At 35.9% G+C, this 26,201-nt stretch carries 23 protein-coding genes, 2 tRNA genes and 5 pseudogenes; 18 read left to right on the top strand and 12 right to left on the bottom strand.

Translation table 11 applies throughout. The features are described 5' to 3' along the window. Nucleotides 1–59: 59 nt before the first annotated feature. The 11 genes and pseudogenes from JQN76_RS03640 to JQN76_RS03590 all read left to right on the top strand — a co-directional run. Nucleotides 60–1,343 carry an adenylosuccinate synthase gene (locus JQN76_RS03640; protein ID WP_000095328.1) on the top strand — a complete coding sequence of 428 codons (1,284 nt, stop codon included), beginning with the start codon at nucleotides 60–62 and terminating at the stop codon, nucleotides 1,341–1,343. A gap of 428 nt (nucleotides 1,344–1,771) precedes the next feature. Further along, a tRNA-Glu gene (locus JQN76_RS03635) sits at nucleotides 1,772–1,846 on the top strand. 7 nt (nucleotides 1,847–1,853) lie between these two features. Then, nucleotides 1,854–1,926 (top strand) — tRNA-Asp (locus tag JQN76_RS03630). Between the two features lie 619 nt (nucleotides 1,927–2,545). Next, nucleotides 2,546–3,247: a response regulator YycF gene (gene yycF / locus JQN76_RS03625; RefSeq protein WP_000101976.1), complete on the top strand. Its 702-nt coding sequence runs from the start codon at nucleotides 2,546–2,548 to the stop codon at nucleotides 3,245–3,247. A gap of 12 nt (nucleotides 3,248–3,259) precedes the next feature. Further along, nucleotides 3,260–5,086 carry a cell wall metabolism sensor histidine kinase WalK gene (gene walK, locus JQN76_RS03620; RefSeq protein WP_000871607.1) on the top strand — a complete coding sequence of 609 codons (1,827 nt, stop codon included), beginning with the start codon at nucleotides 3,260–3,262 and terminating at the stop codon, nucleotides 5,084–5,086. Further along, a complete protein-coding gene (gene yycH, locus JQN76_RS03615) occupies nucleotides 5,079–6,413 on the top strand; it encodes a two-component system activity regulator YycH (protein ID WP_001060140.1) in 1,335 nt (444 codons plus the stop codon). Before walK ends, yycH begins: the two co-directional genes overlap by 8 nt. Further along, on the top strand, nucleotides 6,414–7,202 hold the full coding sequence (locus JQN76_RS03610; RefSeq protein WP_001104177.1) for a two-component system regulatory protein YycI: 789 nt from the start codon (nucleotides 6,414–6,416) through the stop codon (nucleotides 7,200–7,202). A 395-nt stretch (nucleotides 7,203–7,597) separates the two neighbouring features. After that, nucleotides 7,598–8,398, top strand: coding sequence for an MBL fold metallo-hydrolase (locus JQN76_RS03605; protein ID WP_000088649.1), 801 nt, complete (start codon nucleotides 7,598–7,600; stop codon nucleotides 8,396–8,398). Between the two features lie 227 nt (nucleotides 8,399–8,625). Next, nucleotides 8,626–10,944: an LPXTG-anchored adenosine synthase AdsA gene (gene adsA / locus JQN76_RS03600; RefSeq protein ID WP_000645751.1), complete on the top strand. Its 2,319-nt coding sequence runs from the start codon at nucleotides 8,626–8,628 to the stop codon at nucleotides 10,942–10,944. Between the two features lie 367 nt (nucleotides 10,945–11,311). After that, complete coding sequence (gene rlmH / locus JQN76_RS03595) at nucleotides 11,312–11,791, top strand: 23S rRNA (pseudouridine(1915)-N(3))-methyltransferase RlmH (RefSeq protein ID WP_000704775.1); 480 nt, start codon at nucleotides 11,312–11,314, stop codon at nucleotides 11,789–11,791. Between the two features lie 39 nt (nucleotides 11,792–11,830). Further along, nucleotides 11,831–12,190, top strand: a pseudogene (locus tag JQN76_RS03590) (DDE-type integrase/transposase/recombinase); the annotation flags it as partial. Between the two features lie 116 nt (nucleotides 12,191–12,306). Here the strand turns inward: JQN76_RS03590 and JQN76_RS14180 are convergent. Further along, on the bottom strand, nucleotides 12,307–12,870 hold the full coding sequence (locus tag JQN76_RS14180) for a hypothetical protein (RefSeq protein ID WP_223297765.1): 564 nt from the start codon (nucleotides 12,868–12,870) through the stop codon (nucleotides 12,307–12,309). 187 nt (nucleotides 12,871–13,057) lie between these two features. Here JQN76_RS14180 and JQN76_RS03575 point away from each other — a divergent pair, with 187 nt between their 5' ends. Further along, nucleotides 13,058–13,573, top strand: coding sequence for a hypothetical protein (locus tag JQN76_RS03575; protein ID WP_000377077.1), 516 nt, complete (start codon nucleotides 13,058–13,060; stop codon nucleotides 13,571–13,573). Between the two features lie 194 nt (nucleotides 13,574–13,767). Here the strand turns inward: JQN76_RS03575 and merB are convergent, their stop codons facing one another. From merB to JQN76_RS03540, 7 genes are all read right to left on the bottom strand, one after another. Continuing rightward, nucleotides 13,768–14,418 (bottom strand): organomercurial lyase MerB, encoded by a 651-nt coding sequence (gene merB, locus JQN76_RS03570; RefSeq protein ID WP_000790334.1) that lies wholly within the window; start codon nucleotides 14,416–14,418, stop codon nucleotides 13,768–13,770. 81 nt (nucleotides 14,419–14,499) lie between these two features. After that, entirely contained in the window at nucleotides 14,500–16,143 is a 1,644-nt protein-coding gene (gene merA / locus JQN76_RS03565; protein WP_000193219.1) for a mercury(II) reductase, read from the bottom strand. A 57-nt stretch (nucleotides 16,144–16,200) separates the two neighbouring features. Then, nucleotides 16,201–16,539: a hypothetical protein gene (locus JQN76_RS03560; RefSeq protein ID WP_000968575.1), complete on the bottom strand. Its 339-nt coding sequence runs from the start codon at nucleotides 16,537–16,539 to the stop codon at nucleotides 16,201–16,203. Nucleotides 16,540–16,673: 134 nt separating this feature from the next. Continuing rightward, nucleotides 16,674–17,354, bottom strand: a complete 681-nt coding sequence (locus JQN76_RS03555; RefSeq protein WP_001836597.1) for a cytochrome c biogenesis CcdA family protein — start codon at nucleotides 17,352–17,354, stop codon at nucleotides 16,674–16,676. Next, nucleotides 17,351–17,704, bottom strand: a complete 354-nt coding sequence (locus JQN76_RS03550; protein WP_000746201.1) for a TlpA family protein disulfide reductase — start codon at nucleotides 17,702–17,704, stop codon at nucleotides 17,351–17,353. Before JQN76_RS03550 ends, JQN76_RS03555 begins: the two co-directional genes overlap by 4 nt. 16 nt (nucleotides 17,705–17,720) lie before the next feature. After that, nucleotides 17,721–18,128 carry an Hg(II)-responsive transcriptional regulator MerR gene (gene merR, locus JQN76_RS03545; RefSeq protein WP_025175377.1) on the bottom strand — a complete coding sequence of 136 codons (408 nt, stop codon included), beginning with the start codon at nucleotides 18,126–18,128 and terminating at the stop codon, nucleotides 17,721–17,723. 299 nt (nucleotides 18,129–18,427) lie between these two features. Further along, complete coding sequence (locus tag JQN76_RS03540) at nucleotides 18,428–19,774, bottom strand: dihydrolipoyl dehydrogenase family protein (RefSeq protein WP_000163428.1); 1,347 nt, start codon at nucleotides 19,772–19,774, stop codon at nucleotides 18,428–18,430. Nucleotides 19,775–20,056: 282 nt separating this feature from the next. Between JQN76_RS03540 and JQN76_RS03535 the strand changes: the two genes are divergently transcribed. From JQN76_RS03535 to JQN76_RS03515, 5 genes and pseudogenes are all read left to right on the top strand, one after another. After that, the gene (locus tag JQN76_RS03535) at nucleotides 20,057–20,731 is read left to right on the top strand and encodes an IS6-like element IS257 family transposase (protein ID WP_001105999.1); all 675 of its coding nucleotides are present in this window, start codon (nucleotides 20,057–20,059) and stop codon (nucleotides 20,729–20,731) included. A gap of 58 nt (nucleotides 20,732–20,789) precedes the next feature. Further along, a pseudogene (locus JQN76_RS03530) lies at nucleotides 20,790–21,413 on the top strand (replication initiator protein A); the annotation flags it as partial. Between the two features lie 19 nt (nucleotides 21,414–21,432). Then, a pseudogene (locus JQN76_RS14320) lies at nucleotides 21,433–21,722 on the top strand (protein rep); the annotation flags it as partial. A 584-nt stretch (nucleotides 21,723–22,306) separates the two neighbouring features. Then, nucleotides 22,307–22,495, top strand: a complete 189-nt coding sequence (locus JQN76_RS03520) for a hypothetical protein (RefSeq protein ID WP_001039249.1) — start codon at nucleotides 22,307–22,309, stop codon at nucleotides 22,493–22,495. 660 nt (nucleotides 22,496–23,155) lie between these two features. Continuing rightward, nucleotides 23,156–23,587 carry a hypothetical protein gene (locus JQN76_RS03515; RefSeq protein WP_000428914.1) on the top strand — a complete coding sequence of 144 codons (432 nt, stop codon included), beginning with the start codon at nucleotides 23,156–23,158 and terminating at the stop codon, nucleotides 23,585–23,587. Nucleotides 23,588–23,954: 367 nt separating this feature from the next. On the opposite strand, the gene JQN76_RS03510 is transcribed toward JQN76_RS03515, so the two are convergent. Next, a complete protein-coding gene (locus JQN76_RS03510) occupies nucleotides 23,955–24,104 on the bottom strand; it encodes a hypothetical protein (RefSeq protein ID WP_001813125.1) in 150 nt (49 codons plus the stop codon). Nucleotides 24,105–24,312: 208 nt separating this feature from the next. On the opposite strand from JQN76_RS03510, the gene JQN76_RS03505 reads away from it, so the two are divergent. Next, a complete protein-coding gene (locus tag JQN76_RS03505) occupies nucleotides 24,313–24,480 on the top strand; it encodes a hypothetical protein (protein WP_001813124.1) in 168 nt (55 codons plus the stop codon). A gap of 405 nt (nucleotides 24,481–24,885) precedes the next feature. On the opposite strand, the pseudogene JQN76_RS03500 reads toward JQN76_RS03505, so the two are convergent. The 3 genes and pseudogenes from JQN76_RS03500 to JQN76_RS14315 all read right to left on the bottom strand — a co-directional run. Then, a pseudogene (locus JQN76_RS03500) lies at nucleotides 24,886–24,999 on the bottom strand (IS3 family transposase); the annotation flags it as partial. A gap of 52 nt (nucleotides 25,000–25,051) precedes the next feature. Then, nucleotides 25,052–25,861 (bottom strand): annotated as a pseudogene (locus JQN76_RS03495) (IS30 family transposase); the annotation flags it as partial. A gap of 66 nt (nucleotides 25,862–25,927) precedes the next feature. Next, on the bottom strand, nucleotides 25,928–26,149 hold the full coding sequence (locus JQN76_RS14315) for an exotoxin beta-grasp domain-containing protein (protein ID WP_012816687.1): 222 nt from the start codon (nucleotides 26,147–26,149) through the stop codon (nucleotides 25,928–25,930). Nucleotides 26,150–26,201: the final 52 nt, after the last annotated feature.

Below are 26,201 nucleotides of genomic sequence, written 5' to 3'. Positions count from 1 at the left end.
TGGTCTCGATATTGGTAGAATATCAAATGGTTAAATGAGAAAAACTTGGAGGTGCTCACATGTCATCAATCGTAGTAGTTGGGACACAATGGGGAGACGAAGGAAAAGGAAAAATAACGGATTTCTTGGCAGAACAGTCAGATGTTATCGCGCGTTTTTCAGGTGGTAATAATGCAGGCCATACCATTCAATTTGGCGGAGAAACATATAAATTACATTTAGTACCATCTGGTATCTTTTACAAAGACAAATTAGCGGTAATCGGTAACGGTGTCGTTGTTGATCCAGTTGCACTATTGAAAGAATTAGACGGATTAAATGAACGTGGCATTCCTACAAGTAATTTACGTATATCTAATCGTGCGCAAGTGATTTTACCATATCACTTAGCACAAGATGAATATGAAGAACGTTTACGTGGTGATAATAAGATTGGTACAACTAAAAAAGGTATCGGTCCAGCATATGTAGACAAAGTTCAACGTATCGGCATTCGTATGGCAGATTTACTTGAAAAAGAAACATTCGAAAGATTATTAAAATCAAACATTGAATATAAACAAGCATATTTCAAAGGTATGTTTAACGAAACATGTCCATCATTTGATGATATCTTTGAAGAATATTATGCTGCAGGTCAACGTTTAAAAGAATTTGTAACAGACACATCAAAAATCTTAGACGATGCATTTGTAGCAGATGAAAAGGTACTTTTCGAAGGTGCGCAAGGTGTAATGTTAGATATCGACCATGGTACATATCCATTCGTTACATCAAGTAATCCAATTGCAGGTAACGTTACTGTTGGTACAGGTGTAGGTCCTACATTCGTTTCAAAGGTAATTGGTGTATGTAAAGCTTATACATCACGTGTTGGTGATGGTCCATTCCCTACTGAATTATTCGATGAAGATGGACATCATATTAGAGAAGTTGGTCGTGAATATGGTACAACAACAGGACGTCCACGTCGTGTAGGTTGGTTTGATTCAGTTGTATTACGTCACTCTCGTCGTGTAAGTGGTATTACAGATTTATCTATTAACTCAATCGATGTTTTAACAGGCCTAGACACAGTGAAAATCTGTACAGCTTATGAATTAGACGGTAAAGAAATTACTGAGTACCCAGCAAACTTAGATCAATTAAAACGTTGTAAACCAATCTTTGAAGAGTTACCAGGTTGGACAGAAGACGTAACAAGTGTGCGTACTTTAGAAGAATTACCTGAAAATGCACGTAAATATTTAGAGCGTATTTCAGAATTATGTAATGTACAAATTTCTATCTTCTCAGTTGGTCCAGATAGAGAACAAACAAACCTATTAAAAGAATTGTGGTAGAACTTTATATAAGTCATACGCAATGATTATAAATACATGAGCCTTCTATCTTTATTGGTAGGAGGCTTTTGCTATGCTTACTTCTGTATCGATTCGATTATTTAGATAAAAAATACTAACGTAAAGGTGATATTTGCTAGTCATAATTTAAAAGATTAGATGATATTTAACGAAATTAAGAAGAAACACTTGAATGTAATAAGTCTGATGTCGAAAATAGCTATTAAAATAGAGTAGACGTAAGTGTAAATGAAAGCACCTAAAATAGAAAAATTTCAAAAATAGCGTAATTATTATAATAAATAGACAGCCAATAAAATGCAATTTTTCACTTATAACATTCTTCAAAAAATAATAGCAAAATTATGTAAAAAATATCTTGTCATGGCAAGATTGGCTGTGCTATAATCTATCTTGTGCTTAAGAACGGCTCCTTGGTCAAGCGGTTAAGACACCGCCCTTTCACGGCGGTAACACGGGTTCGAGTCCCGTAGGAGTCACCATTTTTTAGGTCTCGTAGTGTAGCGGTTAACACGCCTGCCTGTCACGCAGGAGATCGCGGGTTCGATTCCCGTCGAGACCGTACAAATGCCTATCCAAGAGGATAGGCATTTTTTTGCGTTTAATATTATATTAATAAAAGATATATGGACGAATGATAATCATATTGATTTATCTGTTCGTCCATTTTCTTTATAATGTATGAACCTCAAGTAACTTAGTGGTTGGATATGAAAGATAAACGTAGACAATAAAATCTTTATTAGACGTACAAACATATGCTACTGTCAACATATTTCTTCGTTGTGATATGCCACCAGTCCTCCATAACATCAATTGTTAAAGTGACGAATAACGAATAATGATATTTATTTTCTGAGCAATGACGTGCAACTAGAAGTTGCCATTACCCTAATTTTATTATTGGAATAGAGACCTCATCATTGTGTTAAATATCATTGTCACAATCCGCCGTGAGAAACTAATAAAAAATATTAATATATAAGTTTATATTGGAAAATAGAATTAATAGCTTATAAATGGTAAATTATATAATAGGTTACTATACGTTATAAGACGGAAAATGCGCACAATAACAAAAATAGTAAGCGACATCCTGTGATTTTTTACACAAACATAAACGATAAAGAACAAAAAATGATAAAATAATATTAATGATTTAAGAAAAGAGGTTTATGCAAATGGCTAGAAAAGTTGTTGTAGTTGATGATGAAAAACCGATTGCTGATATTTTAGAATTTAACTTAAAAAAAGAAGGATACGATGTGTACTGTGCATACGATGGTAATGATGCAGTCGACTTAATTTATGAAGAAGAACCAGACATCGTATTACTAGATATCATGTTACCTGGTCGTGATGGTATGGAAGTATGTCGTGAAGTGCGCAAAAAATACGAAATGCCAATAATAATGCTTACTGCTAAAGATTCAGAAATTGATAAAGTGCTTGGTTTAGAACTAGGTGCAGATGACTATGTAACGAAACCGTTTAGTACGCGTGAATTAATCGCACGTGTGAAAGCGAACTTACGTCGTCATTACTCACAACCAGCACAAGACACTGGAAATGTAACGAATGAAATCACAATTAAAGATATTGTGATTTATCCAGACGCATATTCTATTAAAAAACGTGGCGAAGATATTGAATTAACACATCGTGAATTTGAATTGTTCCATTATTTATCAAAACATATGGGACAAGTAATGACACGTGAACATTTATTACAAACAGTATGGGGCTATGATTACTTTGGCGATGTACGTACGGTCGATGTAACGATTCGTCGTTTACGTGAAAAGATTGAAGATGATCCGTCACATCCTGAATATATTGTGACGCGTAGAGGCGTTGGATATTTCCTCCAACAACATGAGTAGAGGTCGAAACGAATGAAGTGGCTAAAACAACTACAATCCCTTCATACTAAACTTGTAATTGTTTATGTATTACTGATTATCATTGGTATGCAAATTATCGGGTTATATTTTACAAATAACCTTGAAAAAGAGCTGCTTGATAATTTTAAGAAGAATATTACGCAGTACGCGAAACAATTAGAAATTAGTATTGAAAAAGTATATGACGAAAAGGGCTCCGTAAATGCACAAAAAGATATTCAAAATTTATTAAGTGAGTATGCCAACCGTCAAGAAATTGGAGAAATTCGTTTTATAGATAAAGACCAAATTATTATTGCGACGACGAAGCAGTCTAACCGTAGTCTAATCAATCAAAAAGCGAATGATAGTTCTGTCCAAAAAGCACTATCACTAGGACAATCAAACGATCATTTAATTTTAAAAGATTATGGCGGTGGTAAGGACCGTGTCTGGGTATATAATATCCCAGTTAAAGTCGATAAAAAGGTAATTGGTAATATTTATATCGAATCAAAAATTAATGACGTTTATAACCAATTAAATAATATAAATCAAATATTCATTGTTGGTACAGCTATTTCATTATTAATCACAGTCATCCTAGGATTCTTTATAGCGCGAACGATTACCAAACCAATCACCGATATGCGTAACCAGACGGTCGAAATGTCCAGAGGTAACTATACGCAACGTGTGAAGATTTATGGTAATGATGAAATTGGCGAATTAGCTTTAGCATTTAATAACTTGTCTAAACGTGTACAAGAAGCGCAGGCTAATACTGAAAGTGAGAAACGTAGACTGGACTCAGTTATCACCCATATGAGTGATGGTATTATTGCAACAGACCGCCGTGGACGTATTCGTATCGTCAATGATATGGCACTCAAGATGCTTGGTATGGCGAAAGAAGACATCATCGGATATTACATGTTAAGTGTATTAAGTCTTGAAGATGAATTTAAACTGGAAGAAATTCAAGAGAATAATGATAGTTTCTTATTAGATTTAAATGAAGAAGAAGGTCTAATCGCACGTGTTAACTTTAGTACGATTGTGCAGGAAACAGGATTTGTAACTGGTTATATCGCTGTGTTACATGACGTAACTGAACAACAACAAGTTGAACGTGAGCGTCGTGAATTTGTTGCCAATGTATCACATGAGTTACGTACACCTTTAACTTCTATGAATAGTTACATTGAAGCACTTGAAGAAGGTGCATGGAAAGATGAGGAACTTGCGCCACAATTTTTATCTGTTACCCGTGAAGAAACAGAACGAATGATTCGACTGGTCAATGACTTGCTACAGTTATCTAAAATGGATAATGAGTCTGATCAAATCAACAAAGAAATTATCGACTTTAACATGTTCATTAATAAAATTATTAATCGACATGAAATGTCTGCGAAAGATACAACATTTATTCGAGATATTCCGAAAAAGACGATTTTCACAGAATTTGATCCTGATAAAATGACGCAAGTATTTGATAATGTCATTACAAATGCGATGAAATATTCTAGAGGCGATAAACGTGTCGAGTTCCACGTGAAACAAAATCCACTTTATAATCGAATGACGATTCGTATTAAAGATAATGGCATCGGTATTCCTATCAATAAAGTCGATAAGATATTCGACCGATTCTATCGTGTAGATAAGGCACGTACGCGTAAAATGGGTGGTACTGGATTAGGACTAGCCATTTCGAAAGAGATTGTGGAAGCGCACAATGGTCGTATTTGGGCAAACAGTGTAGAAGGTCAAGGTACATCTATCTTTATCACACTTCCATGTGAAGTCATTGAAGACGGTGATTGGGATGAATAATAAGGAGCATATTAAATCTGTCATTTTAGCGCTACTCGTCTTGATGAGTGTCGTATTGACATATATGGTATGGAACTTTTCTCCTGATATTGCAAATGTCGACAATACAGATAGTAAGAAGAGTGAAACGAAACCTTTAACGACACCTATGACAGCCAAAATGGATACAACTATTACGCCATTTCAGATTATTCATTCGAAAAATGATCATCCAGAAGGTACGATCGCGACGGTATCTAATGTGAATAAACTGACGAAACCTTTGAAAAATAAAGAAGTGAAGTCCGTGGAACATGTTCGTCGTGATCATAACTTGATGATTCCTGATTTGAGCAGTGATTTTACATTATTCGATTTTACGTATGATTTACCGTTATCAACATATCTTGGTCAAGTACTGAACATGAATGCGAAAGTACCAAATCATTTCAATTTCAATCGTTTGGTCATAGATCATGATGCTGATGATAATATCGTGCTTTATGCTATAAGCAAAGATCGCCACGATTACGTAAAATTAACAACTACAACGAAAAATGATCATTTTTTAGATGCATTAGCAGCAGTGAAAAAAGATATGCAACCATACACAGATATCATCACAAACAAAGATACAATTGATCGTACGACGCATGTTTTTGCACCAAGTAAACCTGAAAAGTTAAAAACATATCGCATGGTATTTAATACAATTAGTGTTGAAAAAATGAATGCTATATTATTTGACGATTCAACCATTGTTCGTAGTTCAAAGAGTGGTGTTACTACTTACAACAATAATACAGGTGTCGCAAACTATAACGATAAAAATGAAAAATACCATTATAAAAACCTGTCCGAAGATGAAGCAAGTTCCAGCAAAATGGAAGAAACGATTCCAGGAACCTTTGATTTTATTAATGGTCATGGTGGTTTCTTAAACGAAGACTTCAGATTGTTTAGTACGAATAATCAGTCAGGCGAGTTAACATATCAACGTTTCCTTAACGGTTATCCAACGTTTAATAAAGAAGGTTCTAATCAAATTCAAGTCACTTGGGGTGAAAAAGGCGTCTTTGATTATCGTCGTTCGTTATTGCGCACCGACGTTGTTTTAAATAGTGAGGATAATAAAACGTTGCCGAAATTAGAGTCTGTACGTTCAAGCTTAGCGAACAATAGTGATATTAATTTTGAAAAAGTAACAAACATCGCTATCGGTTACGAAATGCAGGATAACTCAGATCATAACCACATTGAAGTGCAGATTAACAGTGAACTCGTACCGCGTTGGTATGTAGAATATGATGGCGAATGGTATGTTTATAACGATGGGAGGCTTGAATAAATGAACTGGAAACTGACAAAGACACTTTTCATTTTCGTGTTTATTCTTGTCAACATCGTGTTAGTATCGATTTATGTTAATAAAGTCAATCGCTCACACATTAATGAAGTCGAGAGTAACAATGAAGTTAATTTTCAGCAAGAAGAAATTAGGGTGCCAGCCAGTATTTTAAATAAATCTGTTAAAGGCATACAATTAGAACAAATTACGGGACGATCAAAAGACTTTAGTTCAAAAGCTAAAGGTGATTCTGATTTATCCACATCAGATAGTGGAAAATTATTAAATGCGAACATCAGCCAATCGGTAAAAGTTAGTGATAATAACTTAAAAGATTTGAAGGATTATGTTAACAAACGTGTGTTCAAAGGTTCAGAATATCAATTAAGTGAGATTAGTTCTGGTTCTGTAAAATACGAACAAACATATGATAATTTCCCGATTTTGAATAATAGTAAAGCGATGTTGAACTTTAATATAGAAGATAACAAAGCGGCTAGTTATAAACAATCAATGATGGGTGACATTAAGCCCACAGATGGTGCAGATAAGAAGCATCAAGTTATTGGAGTGAGAAAAGCAATCGAGGCATTATATTATAATCGTTACTTGAAAAAAGGTGATGAAGTCATTAATGCTAGACTCGGTTACTACTCAGTCGTGAACGAAACGAATGTTCAATTGTTACAACCAAACTGGGAAATTAAAGTGAAGCATGACGGTAAGGACAAAACGAATACTTACTATGTCGAAGCGACAAATAATAACCCTAAAATTATTAATCATTAATATGAATCGTAATAAGCTAGTATTGCAAGCTCATCATATGTGAGAAGCGGTGCTAGCTTTTTGCTGGTACGGTTTATTATGGCTGACAGGCGACATTTCTGCGTCTCCAACGTGCGCATTTATTCATATTTTAAGTAGAACCGCATTGTAAAATTAGTGTAACTGTTATTTTAAAAACTTTAGTATTTGTCTAATCATTGTTATAATAATTAAGAAATTCATTGCACGTGATTATCAAAATTTAAATATAAGAAACCGGTCGATGAACTAAAGTTACATAATAGGAAAGGTATACAAAACAGCTAATATACTGATAGTTTCTGTAGGGAAAATCGTATATTTGCACTGATGTATATTGCAGTCATATAGAGAGATTGACTGTTTAAAGAGAAAGGATGAGCCGCTTGATACGCATGAGTGTATTAGCAAGTGGTAGTACAGGTAACGCCACTTTTGTAGAAAATGAAAAAGGTAGTCTATTAGTTGATGTTGGTTTGACTGGCAAGAAAATGGAAGAATTGTTTAGTCAAATTGACCGTAATATTCAAGATTTAAATGGTATTTTAGTAACCCATGAACATATTGATCATATTAAAGGATTAGGTGTTTTGGCGCGTAAATATCAATTGCCAATTTATGCGAATGAAAAGACTTGGCAGGCAATTGAAAAGAAAGATAGTCGCATCCCTATGGATCAGAAATTCATTTTTAATCCTTATGAAACAAAATCTATTGCAGGTTTCGATGTTGAATCGTTTAACGTGTCACATGATGCAATAGATCCGCAATTTTATATTTTCCATAATAACTATAAGAAGTTTACGATTTTAACGGATACGGGTTACGTGTCTGATCGTATGAAAGGTATGATACGTGGCAGCGATGCGTTTATTTTTGAGAGTAATCATGACGTCGATATGTTGAGAATGTGTCGTTATCCATGGAAGACGAAACAACGTATTTTAGGCGATATGGGACATGTATCTAATGAGGATGCGGGCCATGCGATGACGGATGTGATTACAGGCAACACGAAACGTATTTACCTATCACATTTATCACAAGATAATAATATGAAAGATTTGGCGCGTATGAGTGTTGGTCAAGTATTGAACGAACACGATATTGATACGGAAAAAGAAGTATTGCTATGTGATACGGATAAAGCTATTCCAACGCCAATATATACAATATAAATGAGAGTCACCCTATAAAGTTCGGCACTGCTGTGAGACGACTTTATCGGGTGCTTTTTTATGTTATTGGTGGGAAATGGCTGTTGTTAGATTGAACCGGCTTGATTGAAATGTGTAAAATAATTCGATATTAAATGTAATTTATAAATAATTTACATAAAATCAAACATTTTAATATAAGGATTATGATAATATATTGGTGTATGACAGTTAATGGAGGGAACGAAATGAAAGCTTTATTACTTAAAACAAGTGTATGGCTCGTTTTGCTTTTTAGTGCAATGGGATTATGGCAAGTCTCGAACGCGGCTGAGCAGCATACACCAATGAAAGCACATGCAGTAACAACGATAGACAAAGCAACAACAGATAAGCAACAAGTACCGCCAACAAAGGAAGCAGCTCATCAATCTGGTGAAGAAGCGGCAACCAACGTATCAGCATCAGCACAGGGAACAGCTGATGATACAAACAACAAAGTAACATCCAACGCACCATCTAACAAACCATCTACAGCAGTTTCAACAACAGTAAACGAAACGCGCGACGTAGATACACAACAAGCCTCAACACAAAAACCAACTCACACAGCAACATTCAAATTATCAAATGCTAAAACAGCATCACTTTCACCACGAATGTTTGCTGCTAATGCACCACAAACAACGACACATAAAATATTACATACAAATGATATCCATGGCCGACTAGCCGAAGAAAAAGGGCGTGTCATCGGTATGGCTAAATTAAAAACAGTAAAAGAACAAGAAAAGCCTGATTTAATGTTAGACGCAGGAGACGCCTTCCAAGGTTTACCACTTTCAAACCAGTCAAAAGGTGAAGAAATGGCTAAAGCAATGAATGCAGTAGGTTATGATGCTATGGCAGTCGGTAACCACGAATTTGACTTTGGATACGATCAGTTGAAAAAGTTAGAGGGTATGTTAGACTTCCCGATGCTAAGCACTAACGTTTATAAAGATGGAAAACGCGCGTTTAAGCCTTCAACGATTGTAACGAAAAATGGTATTCGTTATGGAATTATTGGCGTAACGACACCAGAAACAAAGACGAAAACAAGACCTGAAGGCATTAAAGGTGTTGAATTTAGAGATCCATTACAAAGTGTGACAGCAGAAATGATGCGTATTTATAAAGACGTAGATACATTTGTTGTTATATCACATTTAGGGATTGATCCTTCAACACAAGAAACATGGCGTGGTGATTACTTAGTGAAACAATTAAGTCAAAATCCACAATTGAAGAAACGAATTACAGTCATTGATGGTCATTCACATACCGTACTTCAAAATGGTCAAATTTATAACAATGATGCATTAGCACAAACAGGTACAGCACTTGCGAATATCGGTAAGATTACATTTAATTACCGCAATGGAGAGGTATCAAATATTAAACCGTCATTGATTAACGTTAAAGACGTTGAAAATGTGACACCGAACAAAGCATTAGCTGAACAAATTAATCAAGCTGATCAAACATTTAGAGCACAAACAGCAGAGGTTATTATTCCAAATAATACGATTGATTTCAAAGGAGAGAGAGATGACGTTAGAACGCGTGAAACAAATTTAGGAAACGCAATTGCAGATGCTATGGAAGCATATGGCGTTAAGAATTTCTCTAAAAAGACTGACTTTGCCGTGACAAATGGTGGAGGTATTCGTGCCTCTATCGCAAAAGGTAAGGTGACACGCTATGATTTAATCTCAGTATTACCATTTGGAAATACGATTGCGCAAATTGATGTAAAAGGTTCAGACGTCTGGACGGCTTTCGAACATAGTTTAGGCGCACCAACAACACAAAAGGACGGTAAGACAGTGTTAACAGCGAATGGCGGTTTACTACATATCTCTGATTCAATCCGTGTTTACTATGATATAAATAAACCGTCTGGCAAACGAATTAATGCTATTCAAATTTTAAATAAAGAGACAGGTAAGTTTGAAAATATTGATTTAAAACGTGTATATCACGTAACGATGAATGACTTCACAGCATCAGGTGGCGACGGATATAGTATGTTCGGTGGTACTAGAGAAGAAGGTATTTCATTAGATCAAGTACTAGCAAGTTATTTAAAAACAGCTAACTTAGCTAAGTATGATACGACAGAACCACAACGTATGTTATTAGGTAAACCAGCAGTAAGTGAACAACCAGCTAAAGGACAACAAGGTAGCAAAGGTAGTGAGTCTGGTAAAGATGCACAACCAATTGGTGACGACAAAGTGATGGATCCAGCGAAAAAACCAGCTCCAGGTAAAGTTGTATTGTTGCTAGCGCATAGAGGAACTGTTAGTAGCGGTACAGAAGGTTCTGGTCGCACAATAGAAGGAGCTACTGTATCAAGCAAGAGTGGGAAACAATTGGCTAGAATGTCAGTGCCTAAAGGTAGCGCGCATGAGAAACAGTTACCAAAAACTGGAACTAATCAAAGTTCAAGCCCAGAAGCGATGTTTGTATTATTAGCAGGTATAGGTTTAATCGCGACTGTACGACGTAGAAAAGCTAGCTAAAATATATTGAAAATAATACTACTGTATTTCTTAAATAAGAGGTACGGTAGTGTTTTTTTATGAAAAAAAGCGATAACCGTTGATAAATATGGGATATAAAAACGAGGATAAGTAATAAGACATCAAGGTGTTTATCCACAGAAATGGGGATAGTTATCCAGAATTGTGTACAATTTAAAGAGAAATACCCACAATGCCCACAGAGTTATCCACAAATACACAGGTTATACACTAAAAATCGGGCATAAATGTCAGGAAAATATCAAAAACTGCAAAAAATATTGGTATAATAAGAGGGAACAGTGTGAACAAGTTAATAACTTGTGGATAACTGGAAAGTTGATAACAATTTGGAGGACCAAACGACATGAAAATCACCATTTTAGCTGTAGGGAAACTAAAAGAGAAATATTGGAAGCAAGCCATAGCAGAATATGAAAAACGTTTAGGCCCATACACCAAGATAGACATCATAGAAGTTCCAGACGAAAAAGCACCAGAAAATATGAGTGACAAAGAAATTGAGCAAGTAAAAGAAAAAGAAGGCCAACGAATACTAGCCAAAATCAAACCACAATCCACAGTCATTACATTAGAAATACAAGGAAAGATGCTATCTTCCGAAGGATTGGCCCAAGAATTGAACCAACGCATGACCCAAGGGCAAAGCGACTTTGTTTTCGTCATTGGCGGATCAAACGGCCTGCACAAGGACGTCTTACAACGCAGTAACTACGCACTATCATTCAGCAAAATGACATTCCCACATCAAATGATGCGGGTTGTATTAATTGAGCAAGTGTACAGAGCATTTAAGATTATGCGAGGAGAAGCATATCATAAGTGATGCGGTTTTTTATCCACTTTTTTGCTTAATGAACGAGGTAAACTACGAGATAATCATTCAGCATATGCATTTATCAAACGTCTCATTAAACAATTTGGTAAACCTCAAGAGGTAATTACAGATAAGGCACCTTCAACGAAGGTAGCAATGGCTAAAGTAATTAAAGCTTTTAAACTTAAACCTGACTGTCATTGTACATCGAAATATCTGAATAACTTCATTGAGCAAGATCATCATCATATTAAAGTAAGAAAGACAAGGTATCAAAGTATCAATACAGCAAAGAATACTTTAAAAGGTATTGAATGTATTTACGCTCTATATAAAAAGAACCGCAGGTCTCTTCAGATCTACGGATTTTCGCCATGCCACGAAATTAGCATCATGCTAGCAAGTTAAGCGAACACTGACATGATAAATTAGTGGTTAGCTATATTTTTTTACTTTGCAACAGAACCGAACCAGGGCCATTGCCTTAATAAAGTCGCCCAGATTGTCCGGGTTAGTTACTTCATTTATTCAATGTTCTGAAGGTGTTTTGAAAAATAGTCTCCAGTCTGCCATATTTGTTCTTGATCCACTTCTGACAATGAGGGATTCGTGATCCATAAATCATTCGTAACTCTTTGAAAAGGATCGTTTTTAAAATGGATGTCGTTTTGGTTTCTAGGTTTTCCTATTTGTTTAAACGTATCAAATGGTACGACCATACGATCCCCCCGAATTTTGTGTTCATCAATACGGACAGCATGTTCACCTTCAAGGGTAATGGTACCGTCAAAAAGGATGAGGTGCATATCTTCTTTTATTGCCTGTAACGTCCACGGCATACCCGAATCGCGCTCAATCAATTCTTGAAAAGTTCTTAAAAAGTCCTTTAATCTGTTATCCACGTTCTGTTCATCCGCAAGTGCCGTCCTTATGCCGTATGAAGTCAAATGAAAGGCAAGAGAAACCTCCGGCACCCCGGCACCAATAATAATGACTTCGAATTCAGTGTATGGATCGATTGAACAACAACTAACCATAAAAACCACCCCTCCAATCTCACGGCCAATTTGGTCAACATATCCTATCATCACTAAGAAAAGCTATCTGATAGCAAAATCCCAGCAAAAAAATTACTGTCCAGTGTTAAATCCCATGTTAATTGCATTGCAGGCATTCGTTATTTACTGCAATCTGCCGATCATTAAATATACATTTACCTAAAATTCATTTATTGGGCATACAATGCTTTTAGGCAAATGTTTAGGAGGTATGGCAATGGATAGTCATTTAAATCACATTTTGTCCTATTGGCAGGGACCACCGTTGGAAGGGGCAAAAACCATAATTAGTAAGTATGGATATCCCCAGGAAGCAACAATGAGACGATTAATTTGGTACAATAGCGGGCCATGGAAACGCACGATAGTATATAAGGATCCAGTCCCTCATAACTTCCCTACCCCTCACCTTGATTTCCTTAAGCAGACCATCGATTATAAAGTGCCCGTACACTTATATGATGCGATTGCCGCTTTTGATGGAAGTGTCTACTTAGATCGAACTACAGGTGAGGCATCAGCAAAGTGTCATGAGGAAGCGATGAATTTTTTATCTTTAAACTTGTTAAATGACATTGTAACTGGCAAACGTGATGTTCAAGGAGCAAAAGCTTTCTACGCCCAAACTGCCGAACAGTTTACCAAATATCATATAACATCTCCTTATACAGAAGGTTTTCTTTTTCCAATGCAATATAATACGGCAGACCTTGGCGTTACATATTTTAAATAAGGTGCCATTTTGGCACCTTATTTACTCCTATATTCAAGAATCCACTTTCTCGCTTTATTAACTCCCCGATATAGGCACAAGCAATTGATCTTTTTATTTATTTGGTTTCCCATAAAATTGGTTTCACTAGATAGAGCTTCGGTTACAGGACATCATCGTAAGGCCAAGATTGACGCAGGCGTAATTGCCTAAGATTAAATGTTACAACAGGACCCATTAGTAGGTCCTGACTCCTCATAACGCGCTCCCAAATGGCGACCCAGTTCAAAGGCATCTTCAACGGGCAAAACGCTCGACTCAGGGTGTTGGTTAAGCCAGTCTTGGGCTGCACTCGGTGAACTGAAAAAGTGAACGTTGTTACAGAAGGCCGACCGAACCGAGGCCATTTCATCTGGTGTAACAATCGAGACAACGGCTGTTGAAGGCTCGACGCTTACAACGCGGTCCGGTTCCACCGTCAACCGTACGGACTTACCGGTGCCGTGACAAGGCGAAGCGATGTGGACCGTCCGGCCGATGAGTGCTGGGAACATAAGTGTGTCAAGGGCGCACCATGCATATAGTTGCTTCCCATCAACCTCGAAGCGATGGGGGGTAGGGACCAGTGTGAGGCCATAACCGACGACACGGCCCTGCTCATCAAGTTCCACACTAGGTAGAGTCTGTAGGACTTGCTTAACTTCCTCGACGGGCTTCCCGGTCTCCGCCGCGATGTCCTCAACGGGGACTGGATCGCCCTCCGCCAGCATTTTTAGCAACGGACGGAATAACCACTCCATAGAGACGGCTTCCCCTTGATCAAAAGTTTGATTAAGTTGGGCTGAGAATTCTGAAATATTTTTCATAAGCTTATTCCTCCTTATATTTTCTCCACTTCATTGTTTTAAGTGCCTCCTGCAACATAGCATTAGAATCAAAAGGAACCATTAGCCTGCACAACAAGATAATTTCGATACGTCTTTATCAAACGTCAAGGCTGCAAGCTTTAATCCTTCAGCCATCGTTAAATAAGGCGCAAAGCTATCCGTAAGGTCTTCAATGGTCAATCCAAATTGAACCGCTAACGTTGCCGCATAAATCACATCTCCAGCATTTTCACTCACAATGTGCGCCCCGATCAATTTCTGGGTTTGGGCGTTGACTACAAGTTTATAGACCCCTGTTGTTTCGTGATTGACTAAGGCCCGCGGTACAGCGTCCAACGGAAGGACCGATGTTTTGACATCGTAACCTTTTTCTTTTGCCTGTTGTTCAGTCAAGCCGACTGTGGCGATCGATGGATTGGTGAAGGTTACGCCGGGAACAAAGCGAAGATCGATTTTGCGTTTCGCTAGACCCAACGCATTATTTGCCACAATCCCGCCTTCATAAGCTGCAACATAAACGAATTGCGGACCGAGGGTCACATCGCCCGCGGCATATATTCGGTTATTCGACGTTTGCAAATATTCATTGGTCAGCACTTCGCCTTTTTTCCCTGTTTTCACACCTGCTGATTCAAGGTTTAAAGTCTCTGTGTTCGGCTTTCTTCCTGTTGCCACGAGGACTTGATCGGCTTCGATGACTTGTTCTTGACCGTTCACTTCAATATAAATGCTTGTCGACTTACCGTTTTGCTCAACCTTTTGATAAGTGACCCCAGTGATCAGGTTAAGTCCTTGCTCAGTTAAGGATTCATCGATGGCTTCGGAAATTTCAGGATCGTAGGTTTTAAACAGACGCTCGCTTCTTTGCATGAGAGTCACTTCTGTTCCGAGGTTGTGAAACATTTGACCTAATTCCGCTGCGATATAGCCAGAACCGATCACTGCCAATCGTTGTGGAACCTCTTTTAATTCGAGTGCGGATGTACTTGTTAAATAATCAACCTCATTCATTCCCGGGATTTCCGGAACAGCCGGAGAAGCCCCCGTTGCGATTAAAAAGCTTTTAGACGTGATGTTTTGTCCATTCACTTGTATCGTCTTATCGTCGATAAACGAGGCCTCGCCACGAATGAGATCAAATCCATATTCTTCGATCAAGTCTATATATTTTTCTTGACGCATTTGACTGACTAATCCATCTTTTTGTTCGGTCAATTGGGCAAGGTCCGCAGCACCGGTACTCGTTTGAAGTCCGGTAAACGGATTGTTTTGGGCGAGACCGTTTATTTCACCGGCACGAAGCATGGTTTTTGACGGTACACAACCGATGTTAACGCAGGTCCCCCCGACGGTTCCCCGTTCTACCATGGCCACTTTCGCCCCGTTTTCATTGGCCTTGATAGCTGCAGAAAACGCCGCACCGCCGGAACCAATAATCAGAAGATCGTAATCGCCATCCCGATTGAAATCTACACTGTTTTCAGAGGGCTGGCTTTCTTCCTCTCCGGGTTGATAGCCGGCTGCCGAAATATTTTGCTTAGCCTTTTCGATCTGATCATCGCTGAGTTCAAAAATGGCCTCACCGCGTCGGAAATCGGCCGAAACATCTTTAGCTCCGGCTTGTTCCAATGCTTCGGTTACATGTTCTTCACAGCCTGTGCATGTCATGCCTTGAATGGGTATTTTATATGAATTTTGAGTCATTTGAATCCCTCTTTCTATTTAAAGTTTGATAGACAGTTCTGTACATTTATCTCATATTTATCTTGTCTCATGTTTCCGATCCACGCTCTCTGGAGGCGTACAGCAATCCGTTTTATTTTTTGTTTTTCCATTGCCTTCAGGAGAATTGTATTTGTTCTTCAACAACTTGCTGAGGATCAGAGCAATCATAACAATGGCCAATGCTGCAAAAATGCCGGTCAACCACCAATTTCCTGTCGCACCAGCAAAGAGGGCACCAATACCTGTGCTCCCTAATGCAACAAGGAGAATCGGTCCTGCGCAACAAAGTAAAGGAACCAATAAAGGAACCAATAATATTCCGAAAAAGGCCCAAACACCCCAGCGGTTACCTTTCGAGCGATTCTCATCCATCATTCTCACCACTCTTTCTAAAAAAATTTTATTCTTTGGTTAAGGTACATACATGGCCTATAGCCTAACTTGAAATTTGTTCGTTTAGCTTTTTTACATCTTTCATCTATTTTTTGTTACACCTGATCGGTTGGATTTTAAAATGTACAAATGCCACCAGAACCGAAATACCAGTAATAAGCCATGTACAAACCGGAGAGGAAAATCACAACAGCTGCTATTTTTTGGATAGAACTCATATAGTTGTGCAGAAACTTCTGTACCAATTGTCGTGAAATCAATGAGACCATCGTGATCGCTGTCACCACAATTCCCATACCAAGGGAGTAGATGATGAACTTGATGATCACGGCCGTTACGCTATTGTCATTCAGCGATGCAGAGACCACCAACATAAAGGCTGGCAAGGTACAACCAAGTGATGTCACGGCATAGGCTATTCCGTAAAAATAGATAGACCATTTCCCTGGCTTGACTTGAAAAGATCCTATTTTAATCGGCAAATGCTTCCCAAATAGCATGCCCAACCCCAATAAAGCAATGAGTATACCCATAACCAATGAAAGAATCGGAAAAATTCCTGTTAGTGCGCTTCCCAATCCTCCTATCAACAAACCAGCCAATACAAAAATCGTTAAAAACCCCGTGGTCATCGCTCCACCAAGCCCTAATCCTTTAAAAATTGCATAGCGGAACGAATGATCCTTTGTTTCGCCTCCAATTAAATAGGAGATATAAGAAGGAAGCAAGGCGATACCACAAGGATTAAAGGCCGCAACCATTCCAGCGGTCAGAATGAAGAGAAACGAAAAACTCATAATTCCACTCCTATCTTTAAAACATGGGGCCAATCCCCGCCATAATCCTGTTTAAATTTCGCAAAGCTTTCTTTTGTATCTGTGTTAGGGTCTAAACTAACTGTGATCAATTGAACATCGTTCGGGTTTAGTTGATGAATTTCCTTAAAGATTTCCTCATTGTATATACAAGATGGACACCAGGTTGCCATAAAATAAATGAGTGTGGGTTTCTCATTAGGTAGGCTGACTGGATTTCCTTGAATGTCTTGAACCTTTGATTCATTCGCGGTATCAGATTCTGCTCCACAAGCTGTTAAACCGATTAACAACACCGTCATTATAGCGGTGAAGGAAATGCGTTTTTTCATTCAAATCTTCCCCCATTTATTTATCAGGCCCTCCCATTAACGTTTCAATAATAGGACAGGTATATATCGCCTTTTCATCTGGACACTTTTCTTTTAATTCCTCTAATAACCGTTGGATTCGTAACAAATCCTGCACTTTCCGCTCGATTTCTTTGGTTTTTTGAACGGTAAAGGCGTACATATCTTTACATCTCTCCCCATCTTGATCAACCACACCAAACAACAGGTGGATTTCCTTTAGCGAGAAATCCAATTCCTTCATTCGTTTAATAAACCGTACCCGATCTGCTGTTTCCTCTGAATATATTCGATACCCTGATTCGTTTCTGGGAGGCCCGGCTATCAATCCTTTCCGCTCGTAATACCGAACGGTTTCTTTATTCACATCACACGCTTTAGCCAATTCACTGATTTTCATCCCCATATTGTCACCTCAATAAAAAGTATAAACCCTGTACCATAGTACACGGTCAAGTCATACATTATTTTTTCTTTTATAGAATAATCTTATAAAATAGGTCAGATAAAAAACCTTATTTATCAAGTGTTCACATAAGCTTTTTTAGAAGTTTAAGAATAAAGATATCTGCTCTTCACGCCAAGAAGCCACATTCTTCCGTTGAAAAATGCGGCTGTCAAAAAAGTTATTTTCTTTTTGATTCTAAGATCATATAACAAGATTAGACGATAAAGTGGTTTATAAACATCTCACAAAACGCAAACTTACAACATGTGTGCAATGTCCGAAGCTGCCGTTGGATAGGCAAATATCATTTGTTTCAATTCTTTGGTTGAAATTCCAAAGCGAATGGCTGTTGCAAAGTGGTTAATTAGTTCATCGGCTTCATTACTAATCAAATGAGCACCGACAACTTGATCACTATCCTCGTCAATTAGCACTTTAAACGCAGCAAAGTCCTCATTTGTCCGTTTATACGTAAACCAGTCGGAGATGTTTTTCTGCTTTACTTTAATATTCCGGCCAGAGTTTTTGGCTTCCTCCTCGCTCATACCTACCGATGCCATTTTAGGTACGGTAAATACAGCAGATGGAATCACGGGATATTCAATTTTTTTGCTGTTCCCTTTCAATAAATTAGATGCTACGACATGAGAATCTGCACTGGCTACAGGTGTGAGGGGCAAGCCATCCGTTGCTGCAGCATCTCCAGCTGCATAGACATTCGGGTTACTTACACTTTGCAAATACTCATTAACATGGACACCATGTTTTTTCCTTTCTATATTCCCTTTTTCAAGATTCATATCTAAGGCAGGGACCCGTCCAGCACCATGAATAACAATGTCTGCTTCAAACCGCGTTATATCCTCTTTTTTTCGAGCGTACACATGAAACTTTCCTTGTTCTTTTTCAATGGATTCAACGGAATGTTGAAGATGTACCTGTATGCCAATCTCTTTCGACTTTTCTAAAAGGATATCTACAAGATCTATATCAAAATTCTCCAAAGGTCTTTGACCTCGATGGATAATATGAACTTCTGATCCAGCACGTGCCGCGATATGAGCAAATTCAAACGAAATATACCCACCACCAACAAAGACGATTCTTTGTGGTAATTCATCCAACTCCAAAAACTCATCACTATAAGTAAGATGTTCTTCTCCTTTTATGGGTAAAGGGGTAGGTTTCGCACCACTAGCGATCAAGAAATGACTCCCCTCGAGCACTTCTTTATTCACTTCAAGTTTGTCCTCACTCACGAAAGATGCATTGCCATGATACGTATCGATTCCCTGTTTATTCAATGCTTCCTCTTTTTTTTCCGGGACATCATCTGTAAAGGTTCTTTTAAAATTCATAAGATCTTTCCAGTTGATGGAGACTTCAGACGGTACTCCATTCTTAACCATCCGTTTGTTCCAATCAATAAGCTCGGCAGCACCATGTAGAACCTTTTTTGGGTCACATCCACGTAGTGCACACGTGCCTCCAAACGGCCTGTCATCTACCATAGCTACATTCCAGCCGGCTTTATTACATTTTGCTGCTGTGATTGACCCCGCAGAACCTGTACCAATCACAATAAGATCGTATTTCTTTGTCATCATTATCCTCCTCACAGAAATCACTCTTTAATAAGTTTTCCCTGTTTTTATCTAATGAAACTCTGTACCTCATCCACAGTTTGAAAAAATCCATCATCTTAACTAAACGGTGGATTCACTGTGTTGTTATCCCGGACAACATTGTTAAATATATGGCAAGGGGTTCTTTTAAATCTTCTACAGTTAAGCAAATTATCGGCTAATGTCGCCTCGTTGTATCGCAAATGGTTCTGTTGCAAAGTTGAATTTATAGTATAATTTTAACAAAAAGGAGTCTTCTGTATGAACTATTTCAGATATAAACAATTTAACAAGGATGTTATCACTGTAGCCGTTGGCTACTATCTAAGATATGCATTGAGTTATCGTGATATATCTGAAATATTAAGGGAACGTGGTGTAAACGTTCATCATTCAACGGTCTACCGTTGGGTTCAAGAATATGCACCAATTTTATATCGAATTTGGAAGAAAAAGCATAAAAAAGCTTATTACAAATGGCGTATTGATGAGACGTACATCAAAATAAAAGGAAAATGGAGCTATTTATATCGTGCCATTGATGCAGAGGGACATACATTAGATATTTGGTTGCGTAAGCAACGAGATAATCATTCAGCATATGCGTTTATCAAACGTCTCATTAAACAATTTGGTAAACCTCAAAAGGTAATTACAGATCAGGCACCTTCAACGAAGGTAGCAATGGCTAAAGTAATTAAAGCTTTTAAACTTAAACCTGACTGTCATTGTACATCGAAATATCTGAATAACCTCATTGAGCAAGATCACCGTCATATTAAAGTAAGAAAGACAAGGTATCAAAGTATCAATACAGCAAAGAATACTTTAAAAGGTATTGAATGTATTTACGCTCTATATAAAAAGAACCGCAGGTCTCTTCAGATCTACGGATTTTCGCCATGCCACGAAATTAGCATCATGCTAGCAAGTTAAGCGAACACTGACATGATAAATTAGTGGTTAGCTATATTTTTTACTTTGCAACAGAACCTTATATTTATTAAAACCAAAATATGATATTGAAGCAAGTCTTACCAAGGAACTTCCAAATTCACAGTTCCAGAACAATGAATTTGGAAGTTCTAGAACTGTGAATTTAAGTGGTCAAGAACTTCCAAATTCACAGTCTAATGATACTGAGTTAAATAATACTAATTATATAGAAAATGAGGATAATGATACGTATGATATGAATGATATTATATCTAATACTTTAATAAATAATAATAATCATCATTCGAATCATACAAATCATCAAAAAACTGAATTTAATAATGACGCCCTTAAGTTCCAAGTACTCGAAGAATTGCCACAACAACTTCAAAACTATTTAAGTAAATTTGAAATTAGAGAAATTCGGATTATTAAAAGCGTATTACTCAAAGGGAAAAAGTCATTTAATACTTCACATGATACTTATTATCGTTTAGAAGATGTTGAGTTTGAAATTGTAAGTGTATTGAAACGTTTTAAAGCGATGTTGCTACAAAAAAATGAAACCGTTGAAGCTATGCAAGGTTATTTAATGCAATCCATTAAAGCTGAACTTGAAGAAACACATGCCCTTTATATGCGCCGTAAAAACATGAAACAATATAATATCTTTAATCAATAATTCAAATGATTTTATAACAATCAAAGAGACATCAAAATATTCCGTTAAATCATCTGACTTTTTAACTGATGACGACGAAAAAAATCAAGAAATTTTAAGTGATCTAGAAAAGGTTTGTATCGAAAACGTATGTTAAGTTATGGTGGAATGCTTAAACAGAAGCATAAAATTTTAAATTTAGACGATGCCGAAGACGGCAATTTAATTAATACAAGTGATAAAGATAAAACAACAGATGAAGAAGAAAAGGCACATTCGATTACGGCAATTTGGAATTTCGAAAAGCAAAATTATTATTTAAGACATTAGTGATAACTGATGTCTTTTTTTATTGATTTTTTGTAAAAAAGTACTGTCTTATTTTTGTGACAAATGCTGTATGTAGTGTCACAAAACTGTGACAAACGCAATATATTGTGTCGCAAAAGTGTGACATTTCGTCTTTTTATGCCCCCATGCAAAAAGACCGACGAAGTCTTGAAATATCTGGCTTTGCCAGATCCCCCATTCATTGATGGGGACAAATTTCCCTTATGCTCTTACGGAGATTTTAGAGTTAAATTAAAATTTCTAAGTTTTTGATAAGAAAAGCCCTGCAGGAATTTAGAAAAACATGGGGAAGTTTTAAAGTATTTTATGCTAATTTTTAAATTTGCATGTAAATGGGCAGTATATAAAAAAATAGTCACTGGTTTTGCTCAAATTTTTGTTTTTGAAAATAGCATATATTTATTTGGCTCATATTTGCGTTTTAAAAGCGTATATAAGTTTCGGATATAAAAAACTATATGCCCTCCCTAAATCTTTAAAATACCCCCTTAAAATTTAAAATAAAGGTATTTATAATTTGAGTAAGTCTTGTGATAAAGTTTTTTAAAAAAGGAGTGTTTATTTTGAATAAAAACACAGTGTTAGATAAAGGTTACGTTATAGCAACTATTTTAAATGTTTTCTTTTTACTTGGATTAATTTTTATATCTCATTTGGAAAATTTATATATATTAATTCCGTATGTTATTTTGATGGGAATAAATGCTATTTATTTGGTTGTTAAGGTTATGAATTTCAAAAAGAATAATTAGAATATTTGAGGGGATTTTGAAACGAGTTTCTTCTTGTTTTCACACTGTTTTTTTTATTCCTATTGGTGTTGTTGCTTACTTTTTGTTTTTCTATAAAGATGATGCTTTTGACGAGATGGAAGAAAAATATGATTATCATGAAGATAATAAAAAATAGACGACGCATTTATGCCGAGAAAATTTATTGATGTTGAGAAGAACCCTTAACTAAACTTGCAGACGAATGTCGGCATAGCGTGAGCTATTAAGCCGACCATTCGACAAGTTTTGGGATTGTTAAGGGTTCCGAGGCTCAACGTCAATAAAGCAATTGGAATAAAGCAATTAGATGTTTTTACTTATTATTTTTTTATTTGTTCGTAGAGATATTGGGCAATGATGCATATACATATATTACTTAGCATAACTGTTACAGTCATCTGTATTCCTCCTTGTTTTTACTCTGTGTTTATTAATATAGCAATCAGCAGAGCAAACTATTCTTTTATAAAAAAGAGATTTAACCACTGAGTGATCAAAGCTTTAAATTTGCCCATAATATTATGTTCTTTCGAAATCCTGTTTTTTTCTGTCTAAGAGATAAAAATGCTTTAAGTTACCGTCAAATAAAGGTTTTTAAGGTGTATAATAATTAAAAATAAAAGAATGAGGGATGATTCATTGGAAAATAAAAGTAATGGTTTAGTTGGATATGCTATAGCAACTTTTTGTATTATTTTTGGCTTTTTTTGGTTTATGTTTGGTGGTGGAGGTTGGATTTGGATAGGTTTTCCGTTTTTAATATTTGGATTCTTAGGACTACTTGTTGAGTTGAGTGAAGAAGGCTATAAGAGGTATTGCTATTTTACTGGTGGAGTTGGAATGATTTTCTTATCTTTGTATTTTGTAGATTATGAATTTTTTGTTCTGAAATTTATATTTGCCATTTTAATTTGTGGTGCTATGACTTGCTTTGTAGTTGGTGCTATTTATGCTTTCAGAATTTCTAATGGTAAAGCTTCTTTTGCTGATACGCTTTTTAAGGTTTTTGATATTGCTGGTGCTGTATATTCTGCTTATTTATTATTCAAAGAAATTGTTAATTTCTTTTAGGTTTTGAAACGAGTGAAAACGAGTTTCTTCTTGTCTTGATACTATATAGAAATAACAAGCTATTATAAATAGTATAACGCTATAAAAAGGGAATGCGTCTACGAAGATAAACATAAATATGTTTGATTTTAAAGTGATCGTAATAAATGATTTGTATAAAATCATATTTAGAAAATGCAATCCAATCTTGTTTATTAACCAAATTAAAATGAGATATAAGTTGGGAAAATTGATAAATACATGTTCTATTTTCATTAGGTAAGTAACAATATTTTATGGTTTTATTTTGCAAGTAGTCTGTGAAACTTTTATTATATGCTGACCAATTTTTGTGTAGTAACTCTTGCATAGTTAGATTAAAGAAGCACTACACTTCATTGACAACATCAAATTTTAAATAGGTCGTATTACTTTCAATGCGATCTATTTTTCTTTTGGTATAATAAGTCGTTTTTAAAAATTTATTAAGTGATTTTGCCAATTTCTTTTGAGATATTTCTTCGTTAAGACGTTCCATTTTTAGTTTATAACTTAGTTTTATTTTGAACACTTCTTTTGTTATAGACACATCTTAAATATAGTATAAAAATTAGTGCTTTTAACATTTGATTTGATAATTTTTTCTTACATGTTATGAAAAAAATATATGGATATTATGAGCGTTTTAGTAAAAACGTGAAAATTAGTAAAAATCTTGTAAGAGCATAAGGGGAATTTGTACCCATTTGAAAATTGGTGATTTGGCGAAGCCAGATATTTCAAGAGATTTAGTATTTTTTGATGTGGGGGCCAAAATTTTGTTAGTGTTCCACCTTTTTAATGAGAAAGGTTGGGTTATTTTGGCTAACAAAGAACTGAAAATTAGAAATGTAGATAGTGGATTGCTAGGTTGATTAAGTATATTAGCTAAAGAGAAAAACATATCGAGAAATGAATTAATATTAGAAACATTAGAACTGCTATATACACTTGAAAGTTGTCAAAAATTATATGAAGAACAATCACATCAGCAAGCACAAAATACAAAAAAATTAAAAGAAATTGCGAGTAAATAAAGCAAAATTTTAGCGTTACTTGAATCAGTAGATTATTAAATATGAGAACAAAAGTTGAAAAAGTGTGAGCTATTTTATATTTAAAATGTATTGAAATTCAAAACGTTCATGCGTGGAATAAATTACAAAGATATATCCATTTTAACGCCAAAAGGAAATTTGATTGAGAGTATAAATAAAGGTATAAAAGATGAAAATTAAAAATTGAGTTTAAAGGACATAGAATGGTATGTCAACATTTTTTTAGACAGTTTTCATGTGTAAATTTTTAAATGTCACTGGCGTCAAATACTGTAATGAAGAATGTGGTCTAAAATTGTTGTACCAATTTACATAATCAAATAGTTCTGTTTCTAGTCATAATAAAATCAACTGCCTTCTTAGTTGAACAACATCTATTTTAATAGAGTTTATCTAATCCACTGCGTCTAAGTATTCCGTTAGAATGTTCATTTAAACCTCGCTGTGATGGCTTGCCTGGATCAGCAAAAAATATAGATATATCATGACAGTTGCATATTGTTTTCCAGTTTGAGAACTCCTTACCACAATCAAAAGTAATTGATTTAAATATATGAGAAGGTAAAGATGAAAACATTGAGTGTAGAGCGTTTTCTATATCAGTTGCCTTACGACCTAAGGGGCGTAAGGTGATAATCATCTTGGATACTCTTTCTACCAAAGTAATGATTGCACTACCATGACGACGACCAACAATAGTATTTCCTTCAAGATGCCCAAACTCCTTATTGAATAAAGGAAATTCTTCTATTCTTTCAGAAATATTTCTTTTAAAAGTCTGTCTGCCTCTTTTTTCAGAATGACCATTTGGCTTTCTTTTGCCTTTCATAGGTAAATCATGTACAGCAAAAATGTTCTCTTTAAACATTCTGTAAAGTGTTTTAACAGAACAGTTGATCGTGCGTTCACCTCTGCCAATAATAGTATTAGGTGTCCATCCATCAGCTATTTTCTCTCGGATATAATCAGACTGTTCTTCTGGAAGAACTATTCTATGCCTCCCACAATTAGACTTTCTTTGTTTGTATTCTTGATAATATTCAAGGGCAGACATCCCCGACTTAAAAGCATTGATTACGTTATAAATTGTCTGTATAGAACGTTTCAATCTACTCGAAATCTCTTTAACTGAAAGATTCTGGTGATAATATGATTCTATGAACGTAAGTTCATCCGTGTTAAGACGTGTATAGTCCATTCTGTACTAACTCCTTATGTTTTCTTTGGTAGGAAATACATATTGAGTTTAGTACAGAAGGCTTATTTATTTGTCTAACTTAATTTTACAATTGGCGAATTTGTTTTCTTTATATACGCCGTAGTTTTTAATTAAAATATTTCTTGATTGAAAGTCTAACTTTTTAAGTGGAATTTCCTCTTTTAAAATTGGAAATTGATAATCAGCGTATTGTCTTGTAATACTTCTTGTTTTTTCGCTTATACTTAAAATTAATTGACTAGTAAAAATTTTATGTTTTAGTATCACAAGTGTTCTAATTCAAAAAATATTTAAATTTATCTAATTATTGACACCCACA

Source organism: Staphylococcus sp. SM3655, assembly GCF_016917315.1.
Classification (GTDB): domain Bacteria; phylum Bacillota; class Bacilli; order Staphylococcales; family Staphylococcaceae; genus Staphylococcus; species Staphylococcus aureus.
The sequence above is the reverse complement of the archived record's forward strand: the minus strand, read 5'-3'. Positions and strand labels throughout refer to the sequence as shown.